This window comes from Kitasatospora sp. NPDC042419 (assembly GCF_056437345.1).
The window spans coordinates 25,703-38,727 of the sequence record NZ_JBWKAW010000047.1 but is presented as its reverse complement, the minus strand read 5'-3'; the positions used below and the strand labels follow the sequence as shown (position 1 = coordinate 38,727).

General features: G+C 67.6%; 14 protein-coding genes. 7 read left to right on the top strand and 7 right to left on the bottom strand.

What is annotated here, in order from left to right; genetic code table 11:
- A partial coding sequence (locus AC067J_RS41425) for a DUF5994 family protein (RefSeq protein ID WP_478307985.1) occupies nucleotides 1–132 on the bottom strand: 132 nt, incomplete at its 3' end.
- Between the two features lie 1,079 nt (nucleotides 133–1,211).
- Between AC067J_RS41425 and AC067J_RS41420 the strand changes: the two genes are divergently transcribed.
- Nucleotides 1,212–2,072 carry a hypothetical protein gene (locus AC067J_RS41420; RefSeq protein ID WP_478307983.1) on the top strand — a complete coding sequence of 287 codons (861 nt, stop codon included), beginning with the start codon at nucleotides 1,212–1,214 and terminating at the stop codon, nucleotides 2,070–2,072.
- 207 nt (nucleotides 2,073–2,279) lie between these two features.
- Here AC067J_RS41420 and AC067J_RS41415 read toward each other — a convergent pair whose 3' ends face one another.
- Complete coding sequence (locus AC067J_RS41415; protein WP_478307982.1) at nucleotides 2,280–3,275, bottom strand: helix-turn-helix domain-containing protein; 996 nt, start codon at nucleotides 3,273–3,275, stop codon at nucleotides 2,280–2,282.
- An 851-nt stretch (nucleotides 3,276–4,126) separates the two neighbouring features.
- Between AC067J_RS41415 and AC067J_RS41410 the strand changes: the two genes are divergently transcribed.
- The 4 genes from AC067J_RS41410 to AC067J_RS41395 all read left to right on the top strand — a co-directional run bounded on the left by AC067J_RS41410 (nucleotide 4,127) and on the right by AC067J_RS41395 (nucleotide 7,702).
- Nucleotides 4,127–5,317 (top strand): ice-binding family protein, encoded by a 1,191-nt coding sequence (locus AC067J_RS41410; protein ID WP_478307981.1) that lies wholly within the window; start codon nucleotides 4,127–4,129, stop codon nucleotides 5,315–5,317.
- A gap of 132 nt (nucleotides 5,318–5,449) precedes the next feature.
- Complete coding sequence (locus AC067J_RS41405; protein ID WP_478307980.1) at nucleotides 5,450–6,139, top strand: DUF5819 family protein; 690 nt, start codon at nucleotides 5,450–5,452, stop codon at nucleotides 6,137–6,139.
- Nucleotides 6,129–7,313 carry an HTTM domain-containing protein gene (locus AC067J_RS41400; protein WP_478307979.1) on the top strand — a complete coding sequence of 395 codons (1,185 nt, stop codon included), beginning with the start codon at nucleotides 6,129–6,131 and terminating at the stop codon, nucleotides 7,311–7,313. The genes AC067J_RS41405 and AC067J_RS41400 overlap by 11 nt, the downstream gene beginning before the upstream one ends.
- Entirely contained in the window at nucleotides 7,295–7,702 is a 408-nt protein-coding gene (locus tag AC067J_RS41395) for a thiol-disulfide oxidoreductase DCC family protein (protein ID WP_478307978.1), read from the top strand. The genes AC067J_RS41400 and AC067J_RS41395 overlap by 19 nt, the downstream gene beginning before the upstream one ends.
- A 482-nt stretch (nucleotides 7,703–8,184) precedes the next feature.
- On the opposite strand, the gene AC067J_RS41390 is transcribed toward AC067J_RS41395, so the two are convergent.
- From AC067J_RS41390 to AC067J_RS41380, 3 genes are all read right to left on the bottom strand, one after another.
- Nucleotides 8,185–8,889, bottom strand: a complete 705-nt coding sequence (locus tag AC067J_RS41390) for a ParB/RepB/Spo0J family partition protein (protein WP_478307977.1) — start codon at nucleotides 8,887–8,889, stop codon at nucleotides 8,185–8,187.
- A gap of 127 nt (nucleotides 8,890–9,016) precedes the next feature.
- The gene (locus AC067J_RS41385; RefSeq protein WP_478307976.1) at nucleotides 9,017–9,253 is read right to left on the bottom strand and encodes a hypothetical protein; all 237 of its coding nucleotides are present in this window, start codon (nucleotides 9,251–9,253) and stop codon (nucleotides 9,017–9,019) included.
- 14 nt (nucleotides 9,254–9,267) lie between these two features.
- Nucleotides 9,268–9,528 (bottom strand): DUF3631 domain-containing protein, encoded by a 261-nt coding sequence (locus tag AC067J_RS41380; RefSeq protein WP_478307975.1) that lies wholly within the window; start codon nucleotides 9,526–9,528, stop codon nucleotides 9,268–9,270.
- 411 nt (nucleotides 9,529–9,939) lie between these two features.
- On the opposite strand from AC067J_RS41380, the gene AC067J_RS41375 reads away from it, so the two are divergent.
- Together AC067J_RS41375 and AC067J_RS41370 are read left to right on the top strand one after the other, a co-directional pair.
- Nucleotides 9,940–10,221, top strand: coding sequence for a type II toxin-antitoxin system Phd/YefM family antitoxin (locus AC067J_RS41375; RefSeq protein ID WP_329884972.1), 282 nt, complete (start codon nucleotides 9,940–9,942; stop codon nucleotides 10,219–10,221).
- 5 nt (nucleotides 10,222–10,226) lie between these two features.
- On the top strand, nucleotides 10,227–10,505 hold the full coding sequence (locus AC067J_RS41370) for a type II toxin-antitoxin system RelE family toxin (protein ID WP_350754993.1): 279 nt from the start codon (nucleotides 10,227–10,229) through the stop codon (nucleotides 10,503–10,505).
- Nucleotides 10,506–11,382: 877 nt separating this feature from the next.
- On the opposite strand, the gene AC067J_RS41365 is transcribed toward AC067J_RS41370, so the two are convergent.
- Nucleotides 11,383–11,946, bottom strand: coding sequence for a peptide deformylase (locus AC067J_RS41365; RefSeq protein ID WP_478307974.1), 564 nt, complete (start codon nucleotides 11,944–11,946; stop codon nucleotides 11,383–11,385).
- Nucleotides 11,943–13,016 (bottom strand): UDP-N-acetylmuramate dehydrogenase, encoded by a 1,074-nt coding sequence (locus AC067J_RS41360; protein WP_478307973.1) that lies wholly within the window; start codon nucleotides 13,014–13,016, stop codon nucleotides 11,943–11,945. Before AC067J_RS41360 ends, AC067J_RS41365 begins: the two co-directional genes overlap by 4 nt.
- Nucleotides 13,017–13,025: the final 9 nt, after the last annotated feature.

The following is a 13,025-nucleotide window of genomic DNA, read 5'->3' as shown; positions in this document are numbered from 1 at the left end:
GAGAAGATCACGCGAGCGGGGCCACCAGGCTCCGTCCAGGCGTCCCGCCCGCGCGCCGACGGGCGCGAGGGAGAGGCGCGCGGTGGATTCCGGGGCGGGGGGCGTCGTCGCACGGTCGAAGGTCGTGGTCATGATCAAGGGCCTGTCCCCGGGCCCGACCCGGAGGCCGGGGCCGGTGTTGCCGTTCGCCGGAGACGACGCCAGTGTCCGGTGCCGGCATGCGAAGTGCCTTCGGTGATGTCCAGGCTACTCTCGGTCCGCCCTGAACCTGGCATGGTCGCGATGACCAGTTGTCCCATCGGCACCCCGGGCCTCGGGCGCCGTGGAACGACGAAGGCCCCGACCAGTGGGCGGTCGGGGCCTTCGTGCTGCCATGGCCGGCAGAGGCGGAGGATACGAGATTCGAACTCGTGAGGGGTTGCCCCCAACACGCTTTCCAATTCTCCCGAACGCTGTCCGCCGGGGTTCACACCCATCCTGACCTGCAACGGAGCGAACCGCTGGGCGGCGGCTGAACCCGACTGGACGGGGGTGAATGAGGCCAGAACTGAGACCACGCGATGGCCAGGCGGTCGGCCTTGGATCGCTTCCTCGCGTGTCGGCATTCCGCGTTTCCCACCAGCCTTGCCGCATAGGCACGCCGTGCCCGGACCCGCTCCAGTGCGGGTGCCAGGATCGGGCGCAGTTCGGCGATCACTTCAGGCGGCGGGGGAGGCGCAGCATCTACGCGGCGATGGATCGCCGCGACTGTCTCCGCGCCGAGGATTCCGATGCGCTCTTCCTGTGTCATCCGGACTCCGTTATCGCCAGTGGCTGCCGGGAGGGGAACGACTCAGCCGGGGCTGAGGGCACTCAGAATTCCGCAGGGTGGTCCTTGGCTGGGTGCCGGCACCGGGTGGAACCCGCCGCCTGGACGCGGAAGTTGGTCCAGAACCTCGTTTCCCCCTGGGAAGCGGGGGCGCCGGTCGCCTGTCTTGGCGGCTAACCAACGCGGTGCAAGGCCCGGCGTGTCGCCACCCTGCGAGCCATAGCCAGGTCTAAGGTCGGCGCAGCGGCCGGCGGAGGGTCGCAGGGTGAGACGAGGCCGCCCGGCCGGCCAGGTCCTCGTCCCGGGTGCGGGGCGCCCACTCCGCCCCACGTTCCTCGTTCTCAGCACCGATGCGCTGATTGGGATTCTCCTTTTGCTGGCCGGGCAGCACGAAGGATTCGTCATGTCCCACTCCACCGCGCGCGTGCGGGGTGTCCACCGCAGCGCTTTTACCGGCGAGCACCCCATCACGGCCCGCACGGGTCTGGGCCGCAGCTCGATTGGCCTGGACGAGTGCAGTCCTGCTCAGGCGCATCTACGCGCACTGTTGGCGTTCGGCTGGTTCAACCAGGGCATTCTTGCCGCACCAGGCTTTGACTGGTGGCTCGGGTCCACCCTCAACTACGGCACCGTGCTTTCTCCTCGCTACGACCACCTTGTCCTCATCGTGTCGGCGGCCCCCAACGTCGCGGACCAGCTCGCAGCCAGCCCGTCGGGGTCCGGAATCCCCGGCATGCGGGTGGAGCGCACAGTGGGATGGAAGACCGTTCTGCTGCGGCACTTGCCTACCGGGGCAAGCTTGGAAGTCACCGAGCTGAGCCAACCCAAAGCTCCTCGGCAGACAGGCGATGTGTTGCGCCTCCGGCACCTGCGCTCGGTGGAGCAACCGGTCACGCGCGAAGAGCAGGACAAGCTGGACACTCTCCCGCAGATGACTGAGGCAGCACGACGGCTGCTGGCTGCTGTCGCCATCCGCTCTACACTGCGTGACCCGGAAGGCGGCTGGCACGTGCATTGGTGCCACAACACTCTGAAGCGTCCTCGTGGGCGCAGCGATCGGGCAGAGCGACGGTTGTGGGGCAGTGGCAACTTGTGGTGCCTGGAGTGGATGTCCTACCCGTACCCGTCCGACCTCATCGCGGCAATGAGCCACCCCGTGGCCGGACTCGCAGGCATCGACATCCAACAGGATGGTTCTTCTTGGGTATTGACCTATGAGGATGCACAACTTCGCCTGTACGACAGGGAAGCGCCGCTGTGGTGACCGTGGTGGTCTCGGCGGCAACGTAGGACGCGACGATGCCCTTTCGGCGAAGCCGCAGGAAATCTCGACACGCTCTGCCAACCATGTGGCGGTGGGTCGTCGGTCTACGGGGGCGGTGCCAGTGCTCGCCGTTGCCGTGGGAGCTGACGATGGTGACGAGGGGCATGGACCCGGCCGACATGGAGGTCTTGGCTCCCATGGGACTCGTTACGTCCAGGCGCCGACCAGCACCGGCTCGGGCTGCAGCGCGATGCCGGTGGCGATCTCGACTTGGGTCGAGAGTTCGGTGAGGGCCTGGGCGAAGCCCTCTGCGGTCGCTCCGTCGTGGGCGGTGAGGGTGAGGGTGCGGCGTTCCGAGCAGCGGATACCGGCTGCGATCTTGTAGCCGGGCCAGTAGCCGATGTGTTCCAGCAGCCAGCCGGCGCTGGCCCGCAGCTGCCCGCCGTGTCGTCGTCCACCCCCTTCACGGGTGATGCCCTGGGTGTTCATCACGGCGACGGTGCCCTCATGGCCGGTGTCGGAGGCGATGACGTTGCTGCCGTGGCCGAGAGTGAGGGGTGCGTCCTCCTGCCGGTCGCCGATCGTACGGACCGGTTCGAACCAGTCGTCGGGGTCCTGCTCCTCCGCCGAGCCGACCATCTCAGCGGCCGCGATCCGACCGGGCAGGGCGCGGGCCAGGGCGTCGTACTGGGCCGCCTTGAACTCCTGGCGCGACGTCATCAGCGAAGTGGCGACCGTCGCCTGGGACGGCTCACGGCGGGGAGACGGAATCCGGCTGGCCCCGTACAGGAGAAGGTCTTCCAGATCGGCCAGCGAGGCCTTCTCCTCGGCGTGCGCGGCCTGCTGACCGACAGTCGGGGCGAAGAGGGCGGCAGCCGCCAGGGTCAGGAACGGGCGGCGTCGCACATCGCCCTCCTCGGCAGCGGAAGTGCTCGTCAGCGTAGCGGAGGCAGGATTTCGCGGACGGGACCTCGCCCGCTCGGCGGCCGGCTGCGGCAACGCGATCAGCTCCGCGAGGTCGACACCCAGGACCTCGGCGAAGCGTTGGAGGAGCGTCAAGTCCTTGACCTGCTGCATGTCCCGCTCGACCAGGGACATCCAGTCCTCGCTTCGGCCGACCTCAGTGGCCAGACGGAGCTGGGTCCACCCCAGCACCGACCGCTGGAGCGAGATGAATGCGCCGAACGTCCTGCTGTCCCCCACCGCAGACCCCCGCGGATCGTACCCAACCGGCTACACGCCGCTACGCTACCCAGCTGCACGGGTCTTGCGCAGGGGAAGCCCGTGTTCGGCGCGGAATCTCTGTCCGTCTCATCGCCCGGCTACCAGTCGATGTGCCGTCGAGAGCTCGACGTACTCACTCGTGGAGCCTCAGGCGAGCGCCACGGAGGACGGCCTTGATGTGACTGCGAGTCGCGATGGCGCGGCGTGGTGCTGACGGTCCGGCGGTGATGGATGGCTGTTCTGGCGGTGAACGCTGATTCAGGGTCGAAATCCACCCGCACTCAATCGGAGCCGGGCGAGGGCCACAGTGCGCCGCCTTCCAGCCCCTGTCTACGGCCGAATGCCACGCCCCATCTCGATGCCCGAGCGTTCGTCCCTGGTGGAGCGGCTGCACGGCCTGGCCGTCCGACCGGCATGGCCACCATAGAGTGAATGACCGTGTCTATCGGTGACGCTGAGGCACTGCCGTGCAACCCTGTTCTGGGGCGCGGGCGTTCTGCGATCAAGTGATCAAAAGAACTCTGCGCGGTCGTAAAGTCGTGCCATTTGTAGGTAATTTCGACCGACGGTGGCTGAACTGGATCCGCGGCGCCTTCGTGTGATCGTTTGCATCCCGCAACTTTAGATCATGCAAGTGCTGGAATTCATCCATATGGATCGTATACATAGTTTCAATGTCGGCTAATCTGAAACCAATGCCCCTTTCTCTGGGGGCTTCAGGGTGGGCCATCAAGACTCTTGGGCCTGCCGACGGGAAGAGAAGAGCGGTTCGTCATAGATCGACGAGAACCGCGAACTTGCCGCGTTTCCCCACAAGGAATAGGCCTCAGATGACACTGAACACCTCTGGTGCGCCCCACTGGCGCACGATTTCCACCTGGATCGCGACGGTCGTGTTCATCGCCGCCGCCGCGATCACGATGTCGCTGGCGCCGGCCCGCGCGATTGCCACGGCTGTCAACCTCGGCGCAGCCGACAGCTTCGCGGTTCTGGGCGGCCAGTCGGTCACTAACACCGGGCCCACCGTGATCACCGGAGATGTGGGAGTGAGCCCGGGAACGTCGATTACCGGACTTCTCCCTGTCCAGGTGAACGGTTCCATTCACCAGACGGACGCGCTCGCGGCCCAGGCTCAGATCGACCTGACGACGGCGTACAACAGCGCCGCGGGCCAGAGCACGGATTTCACTCTCACCTCTCCCGGAGACCTTGGTGGTTCGACGCTCATTCCGGGCGTCTACACCGCCGCTTCTTCCATCAACCTCACCGGCACTCTCACACTTGATGCACTGGGCAACCCCAATGCCGTCTGGGTGTTCCAGGTCGGCTCGACTCTGATCACGGCATCCGACAGCCAGGTCCTCCTGGTCAACGGCGCGTCGCCGTGCAATGTCTACTGGCAGGTCGGAAGCTCTGCCACGCTCGGCACCAGAACCGCCTTCGTCGGCACCATCATGACCTTGGCCTCGGTCGGCCTGAACACCGGTGCGACCCTCGACGGCCGGGCACTGGCCCAGACTGCCGGCTCCGTAACGCTGGACAGCAACCGAATCACCCGGCCGAACTGCGCCGGCGGCACCACCGGCGGCACCACGGGCGGCGTGATCGCTGGTACCACGGGCGGTACGGCGGGTGGCTTGATCGCCGGTACCACTGGTGGAACCACGGGCAGCGTGGTCGCCGGCACCACGACCGGTGGGGTCCTGGGTGGTGTGCTCGGTGGCGTCCTTACCTCGGGTAGCACCACGGGCGGTGTCCTGGGAGGTCTGATTGCTGGCACTACTGGCGGAACCGCTACTGGTGGCACCACCGGTGGCGGACCGGGTGGTGGCGGTCATGGGGGCCACGGCGGTCACGGGGACCACGGGGACCACGGGGACCACGGCGATCATGGGGGCCACGGCGGTCACGGGGACCACGGCGATCACGGGGACCACGGCGATCACGGGGACCACGGCGATCACGGGGACCACGGCGATCACGGCGACGAAGGCCCGCGCGACGAGCCTGCGAACTGGTAGTTGATCGCAAAGCCAGACGTGGGAATTGGCGGCGCGCGGCGGACCTTCACGGATACCGTCGCGCGCCCCAATGCGCCCAAGGGAAGCAGAGCCGAAGGGGTAGTCGAGATGGGAAGGGCCGGTCCTAGCCGCGTGCTGGATGAAGCCAGGTCAGTGAGGGCGAAGGAATCGATCCGCCAACCGGCCGACGACTCCGTCACTGCTTCGGAACCTTCGCGCCTGTTGGGGGCGGTCATGGTCGTCGCCGTGGCCCTGTGCCTGGCAACGTCGCTCGTCCATGTGCTTCTGGTATTTCTCTATGTAGCACCCCCGAACCAGCTGTCCCAGTACTACAGCAGGCAGATCAATTCGTGGGTCTACCCGCTGTTCGAGCAGAACTGGCGACTCTTTGCTCCGAATCCTGAGTCCGTATCCCGGCAGATTTCCGTAAGAGCCGTTCAGAATTCCGCAGACGGTACTCGTCACATCAGCGACTGGATTGACCTGAGCGCTGTCGACAATTCTGATGTGACTCATAATCCGTTCCCGAGTCATACAACGCAGAACATGCTGCGTCGGGCCTGGACCGCTTATCTTGAATCGCATGGCAGCGACGACCAGCCGCGCTCGGAAAGGGCGCTGATGCTGCAGAAGTACCTGCGCAACATTGCGGTGGAACGGATCGCAGAGCATCAGAACGGCGCGTTCGACGCCATCCAGTTGCGGGTGATCACCCGGCCGATCGCGCCGCCCGCCACGCTGGATGGTCCGCGCAATTCTGCGCCGGCCTCGGTCGACACCAGGTACCTGCCCTGGTGGAAGGTGGCATCCGATGGAAACTGAGCAGGCGTCATCTCTAGTGTCCTCGCCGCGCCATGCGGCCCTGAAGAGCACCGGGGCCGGCACCCCGCAGCTGCTCCGCCGGATCGGAGCGTTGGGCAGTACCGTGACTGATCGGCCCGTTTCCCTGTATGCGGCGGCTGTGCTGCGCATTGGGTACGGTCTGCTCTATCTCGCCTTCCTGTTGCGAGAATTTCCGCACCGCGACGAGATCTGGGGCCCCGGTTCACCGTGGACGCCCGCTCTGGCAAGACAGCTCTTCGATCAGACCGGCTGGTTCAGCATCCTCGCCCTTTCCGACAGTCCTGTGTACTTCGAGGTCTGCTACGCGACGGCAGTCGTCACGTCTGCACTGTTCCTGATCGGCTGGCGGACCAGGGTGGTGTCGATTCTGTTCGCGGCGGTGGTGGCCTCGTTCCATGCCCGTGCCATCTTCATGACGGACGGGGGAGACAACCTCATCCTCCTAATGGTCGTGTACCTGTCCTTCACCGCTTGCGGCCGACGCTGGTCCCTCGACGCGCGCAGGATGCCTCACCTGGCGTATCCGGGCCATGAGGGGCATTTGCCCCCCGGCTCGGGAGCGACCGTCCTGTGGTGCCAACTCCGCGCCGCAAAGACGCGCTTGAGCACTGTGCTGCACAACTGTGCCATGTTCGTCATCGCGGTCCAGGTCTGCATCGTCTACGGATCCGCTGGTCTGTACAAGGTGCAGGGCGACTCGTGGGGAAACGGCACCGCCCTCCACTACGTCATGAACCTCGATCTGTTCCAGCCATGGCCCGCGTTGTCACTCATGGTGGACGGCCACCCCGTGCTGATCGCCGTCGCCACCTACCTGACCGTACTGCTGCAAACGGCTTTCCCATTCGTCCTGTTCAGCAGGCTGAAGTACGTCGTTCTGACGATGTTGTTCGGCATGCACGTGGGCATCGCGATCCTCATGGGCCTGCCGCTCTTTTCCGGGGCCATGATCGTCGCGGACGCCGTATTCCTCCCCGACCGCTTCTACACGTTCCTGGGCGACCTGTGGCGGCGCCAGTTCCATCGGGAAGCGCCTGTGGGAGCAGGGGACACATCCCGGGCCGGGGGCTCAGTCGTACCGCCGCAGCCCGGATCGTCGGCTGACACCACGGCGAGCGAGAAGCTGTCTCACCAGTGGGCCGAGGAGCGGTGAGTCCCACACCCGGCTCCTCGGAGGCGGTGTTGGCATACGACGGGGACTGCGGCTTCTGCCAAGCCGCGGTCGATTGGATCCGCCGGTTAGTCGGGCCACGGATAGACGCCGTGCCGTGGCAGGCTCTGCCGGGGCAGCTCACCGTCCCCTACCTGGCCCGGCTGGATCGCGAGGTGCTCCTCTTCCACAACGGGACGGTCCACGCTGGCGGAGCCGATGCGCTGGCCCGATTCCTCGGGTCCTCGCCGGCCCGCCGGTACCGGCTGGCTGCTGCTGCGGTCACCTTGCCCGGCATCCGGACCTGTGCCCGTTGGGCCTACTCCCTGGTGGCGAGGAACAGGCGGCACATCCGCGGCGGGGCAGCCTCCTGCGCCCTGCCCCGGCACTGACACACACGGCGGCGCCGGCGCCAAGGAACCCGCGCCCGCGAGGACTTCGAGAACTACTCGGCCCTTTTACCCGCCACCGCTGGCCGTCTGGTCGGCAGCGTTGCTCTGCTATCCGGGGGACCGCCGCAGCCTTCCGGCGTCTGAGACTCCCGTGCGGGCCGACTGTTCGACCAACGAGAGGAGTCCTGTGATGGGCAGGCGCTCCGGTGGTAAGGCACCGATTCAGCCGCCGTCGAACCCTCCGCCATCGGGGTCGTCGCGGATGGCGGTGTGGCGGTGGGCGTTCTCGTCGGGGTGGGAGTTGGTCAATGTGGTGTCCCTCGGCCGGTGACGGTTGCGGAGACACCACAAGACGTGCGGCGGCCGGGGTGTTCCCGGCCTCCGAAGACGACGCCACATCGACACCTGCGCGGTGCCGCCAGCCGTTTGGCGGGTGTGTCAGCCGATCTGCTCCATCTCGCCCTTCGAGGCCTCGGCGGCGATCAAGCGGCGGACGAGGCCGCGCGCCTCGGTACTGAGGGTGTCCAGGACCTGGCGGGTGTGGAGGGTGTCGGGGTGGCGGGCGAGGTCCAGGAGCGTGGGCCAGTGCTCGGCGATGGCCAGCAGGTGCTGCCGGTCGCGGCGGACGGCGTTCTGCCGGTCGGCCAGCGTCTGGGTGGCGGTGTCGATGTCGATGTCGAGGTGGTCTTCGGTGACCTGGGCGGCGAGGTCGGATGCGTATCGCGGAGGTGGTCGTGCTTGGCCTGGAGGGCTGCGGATTCGGCCTTGTGCTGGCGCACGATGTCGGCGGCGGTGTCGAGCGGGACCTTGCCGTCGCGGACCTTCTCGGCGAGGTCTGGTGCGTGCTTGAGGACGGTGTTGGCGAGGGAGAGCCGGGTCCGGCTGATGTCGTGGAGCTCGGCGTGGGTGCGCAGGGAATGTCCCGAGACTGAGAGGGACATGGCGTGGACCATGGCGCGCTGTCCTTCGCTGAGGTGGCGGCGGACGACGTTGGACGCCCAGATGTACTCGTTCTGGTCGGTGCCGGTGTAGGTGGTGCAGGTGGGTTCGACGCCGGCGAGCTTGCAGGCGGCGAGGCGGTTGCGGCCGTCGAGGAGGACGCCGTCGGGGTCGAGGACGGTGGGCATGGCCAGGCCGGACTCCTTGATGGACTCGGCGAGGTCGTACAGCTCGTGCTCGGGGAGCATCGGGAACAGGTCGGCGAGCGGGTGGATCTTCAGGAGGGCTCCTTGGGTTGGTGAAGGCGTCGGGGCAGCGGGTCGCTGCCCCGACGTGTGCCGGCCGGGCCGGTGTGCGCGAGGGCCGGGGGAGGGCTCAGCGGGTTCGGCGGGGCGGGGTGCCGACTGGCGCGGTGGGTGGTGTGGTTGGGCCGGTGGGGGTGGGGCGCAGGCCGAGGGCGGTTGCTGCGGGGGAGTGGTGTCGGGCGGCGTCGAGTGCAGGGTTGTGGGCGGGGTTTCGGCTGGTGTGCTGGATGCGGCCGAGGAGGATCTTGGCGGGTAGACGGGCGGTGGTGAGTTCGCGGCGGGCTGCTGCTTCCGGCAGGGACGGCATTTCGGGGACGGCGGTCAGCCTCTGCCAGCCGCGCTCGTCCCCGGGCCGGTAGCGGCGGTGGGGTGGACGGCGGGGCAATAGCGGCGCCGGGCGTCGAGGAACTTGTGGCACAGGTAGCCCTTGCGCTGGGTTCCGTCGGGCATGCGGACGTTGCCGGAGGAGATGCCGAACTCGCGGAGCATCGCGCCGAGGCCGCGCGGGGTCAGCCCGCCGCGCCCGGCCTCGGTCCAGGGGGCCTCGGGGTCGCTGTTGAGGGTGAACAGGAGCTGGTTCATCTGGCAGGTCGCCAAGGACGCGGAGGAGGGCAGCCCGACGAATCCCGAACAGGGGCGCTGAGACTACAGATGGGACTGTGAACGCCGAAGGCCCCGACCGGAACCCGGTCGGGGCCTTCGTGCTGCCATGGCTGGCAGAGGCGGAGGATACGAGATTCGAACTCGTGAGGGGTTGCCCCCAACACGCTTTCCAAATGTTCGTCCGGCCGTTCGGGAGTGAACGTAGGTGCTCTGACCCGGGGCGGAGTAGTCCGGCCGCTGAGCTGAGGACGGCGCTGAACGGAGGCGAATGCAACCAGAACTGCAACCGAAGCAGTGGGCGCCACGTGTCGAACCGGGCTCCGAAGGGCGGAGCTCGGAGGCGGGTGGGTAGAAGCCTCGGGGTACATGTACATCTGCTACATTTGTGACATGAGTGAACCGGTGATCGCATCCATGGCCGAGGTTCGCAGTCACTTGGCGGACGTCCTCGACAGGGCCCGTCGGGACGAGACCCCGACGATCATTACTCGGCGCGGCAAGCAGGAAGCCGTCGTGATCGACATCCTTGAGTACCGGCGTCTGAGCCGGCTGGCTGAGCAGGCCGAGGAGTCCTGGCTGAACCAGTTGGCCGACGAGGCGGAATCCGAAGGCACCGAAGGTTCGGTCTCGCTCGAAGAGATGGCCGCCCTGCTCCGTGCCCACCACGCCTGATCCCGATGGGCTACGTGACGCGGTTCACCCCGCACGCGCAACGGGACATGCTCAAGATTCCGCGCCCCGACGCTCTGCGGATCCTCCATCGCCTGAGCGAACTCCAGAAGGGCTTGGACGTGGGCGACACAGCGGCCTTCGACATCAAGGCTCTTCAGGGGCACAGCTCGCGGTGGCGTCTCAGGGTCGGCGACTACCGCGTCGTGTACACGATTGAGGACGGCCAGCTGATCGTGTGGGTAATGGCTGCCGGAAACCGCCGCGACGTGTACCGCGGCCTGTAGGTGCTGTGGCGCCGATCATCCACGACGCTCGGGCCGGTGGGGCGCCACTGCCAGTGGCGCCTCCTCCGCTCCAAGGCATGAGAGTTGGCCGTTGAGACTGCGGATGAGACTGTGAACGACGAAGGCCCGGACCGCGATGCGGTCCGGGCCTTCTGCCGGCGGAGGATACGAGATTCGAACTCGTGAGGGGTTGCCCCCAACACGCTTTCCAATTCTCCGAACGCCGTCCGCCGGGGTTCACACCCGTCCTGACCTGCAGCGGAGCGAACCGCTGGGCGGCGGCTGAACCCGGCTGGACGGAGGTGAATGAGACCAAAACTGAGACCACGCGTCGTCGGCTTGGCTGATGCGGTGGCGGTCTCGAAGTCGGTGGTGTCAGCCCCAGAAGCCCTGGTGGGAGAGCATCTCGACCAGGTGCGACATGCCGTGCTCTTCCATGTACTTCCGCATGATTGCCCGCGGGGGCCAGTTCCACATGAACGGGTCCGGGCACGGGCCTCGGTAGAGGCCGCCTCCCGGGCCGCTGTTTGACCTCCCCCTGGGCCTGAGTAGAGGCCGCCGCCGACGCCCGTGTACAAGCCGCCACCGACGCCCGCGTACATCCCACCGCCGACGCCGGAGTACAGGCCCCCTCCTACGCCTGTGTAGGCACCGCCACACACTCCGGCATAGGCGCCTCCACCCACTCCCGTGTACGCGCCGCCACCAACGCCGGTGTATGCGCCGCCATTAACCCCGGTGTAGAGGCCGCCACCTATGCCTGAATACAAGCCTCTGACCCACATGTCGGAAGTGTGACATATGTCACTGACATATGTGCCTGCTCGGGTGCACTCAGCCTTTCGCGCGTTGGACGCGGCCAGCGCCATTTCGCTGATTAGTACGTCCAGGTCGAGCCCGTACCCCGGTACTCCTCGATCGGGATCGGGTGGACGTCGGGGCGCATGCGGGCGGTGTAGAGCAGGCCGTTGAGGTGGTCGATCTCGTGGGCGATGAGGCGGGCCAAGCCGAACTCGTAGGTGACCGTGGTGATGGTGCCGTCGAGGCTCGTCGCGGTGACGCTCAGTCGGAGGGGGCGGGGGACCAGGCCGCGGACGTCGAAGAAGCTGAGGCATCCCTCGTACTTCTCGTCGGTCTCGTCGGAAACGGCCGTGATCGTCGGGTTGAGCAGGATGATCGGCTCGGCGCCGGCGTTCGGGGGAAGGACGAGGGCGGCAGCGCGGGGGATGCCGATCTGCGGGGCGGCGAGGCCCATGCCCTTGGCGAAGGAGTGGACGCGGCCGATGCGATCGACGGCGGCGAACAGCTCGTCGATCACGGTCTGGGCGGCGGCGCGTTCGGCCGGGAGACCGAAGGGTTCGGTGGGCTGGCTGAGGATGGGGATGCCCTGTTGGACGACGCCGAGGGACTGCATCTGCTGGCTGGGTCGCGCCTCGGTCACTTGATCTCCTTGGTCTGCTGCGGGTCCTTGGCGGTGGCGGTCCAGGCGCCGACCAACGTCGGCTCGGGCCGGAGTTTGATCCCGGTCGCGATCTCGACCTGGGCCGAGAGTTCGGTGAGGGCCTGGGCGAAGCCCACTGCGGTCGCTCCTTCGTGGGCGGTGAGGGTGAGGGTGCGGTGTTCCGAGCAGCGGATGCCGTCTGCGATCTTGTAGCCGGGGCGGTAGCCGGTGTGCTCCAGCAGCCAGCCGGCGCTGGCCCGCAGCTGCCCGTCGCTGTCGGTGTGGACCGGGCAGTCGGCAGCCGACCAACGGGCGGCCTGGGCGGCGGTGACGGGTGGGTTGAGGAAGACCGATCCGGCCTGGCGGGCGTCGGGTCCGTGGGGGTCGAGGAGGAGTCCGCGGCGGTGGCGGTTGGCGAGGACTGCCGTGGTCACCTCGGCCACGGGCGGGCGGGCGCCGCCGTGGACGCCGAGTTCGTCGGCGAGCGGCTGGTAGCTGATCGGGGCGGCCAGTGAGCGGGTGAGGTGGAACGTCGCGGTGAGGATGGTCCAGCGGCCAGGGTCGTTCTTGAAGCGGCTGTCGCGGTGGCGGAGGCGGCAAGCTTGGGCGGGCAGGGTCCGCAGGCGGCCCATGTCCCAGTCCCAGGCTGTGAGGTGGTCGAGGGTGTCGGAGACCTGCTGGCCGTAGGCTCCGGCGTTCTGGACGGGGGCTGCCCCGACGGTGCCGGGTATTCCGGCCAGGCACTCGATTCCGGCGAGGTGTTCGGCTGCGGCCCACTGGACGAGGTCGGCGAGCGGGTGGCCGGCCTGGACGGTCGCGGCCACCGTGTCGTCGTCCACCCGCTTCACGGTGATGCCCCGGGTGTTCATCACGGCGACGGTGCCCTCGTGGCCGGTGTCGGAGGCGATGACGTTGCTGCCGTGGCCGAGGGTGAGGGGCGCTTCCTCCTGCCGGTCGCCGATCGTTCGGACCAGTTCGAACCAGTCGTCGGGGTCGGCGACCTGCAGGACGTCGCCGGCCGGGCCGCCGAGCCGCAGGGTGGCGAGGGACGCGAGCGTGGTGCTGGGCACGGGTGGCCC

Excerpts from the sequence above, each read along its gene's own strand:
- AC067J_RS41420 (WP_478307983.1), top strand. The coding sequence starts at position 1,212 with ATGTCCCACTCCACCGCGCGCGTGCGGGGTGTCCACCGCAGCGCTTTT.
- AC067J_RS41410 (WP_478307981.1), top strand. The coding sequence starts at position 4,127 with ATGACACTGAACACCTCTGGTGCGCCCCACTGGCGCACGATTTCCACC.
- AC067J_RS41400 (WP_478307979.1), top strand. The coding sequence starts at position 6,129 with ATGGAAACTGAGCAGGCGTCATCTCTAGTGTCCTCGCCGCGCCATGCG.
- AC067J_RS41390 (WP_478307977.1), bottom strand. The coding sequence starts at position 8,889 with ATGCTCCCCGAGCACGAGCTGTACGACCTCGCCGAGTCCATCAAGGAG.
- AC067J_RS41385 (WP_478307976.1), bottom strand. The coding sequence starts at position 9,253 with ATGCCGTCCCTGCCGGAAGCAGCAGCCCGCCGCGAACTCACCACCGCC.
- AC067J_RS41380 (WP_478307975.1), bottom strand. The coding sequence starts at position 9,528 with ATGAACCAGCTCCTGTTCACCCTCAACAGCGACCCCGAGGCCCCCTGG.
- AC067J_RS41375 (WP_329884972.1), top strand. The coding sequence starts at position 9,940 with ATGAGTGAACCGGTGATCGCATCCATGGCCGAGGTTCGCAGTCACTTG.
- AC067J_RS41370 (WP_350754993.1), top strand. The coding sequence starts at position 10,227 with ATGGGCTACGTGACGCGGTTCACCCCGCACGCGCAACGGGACATGCTC.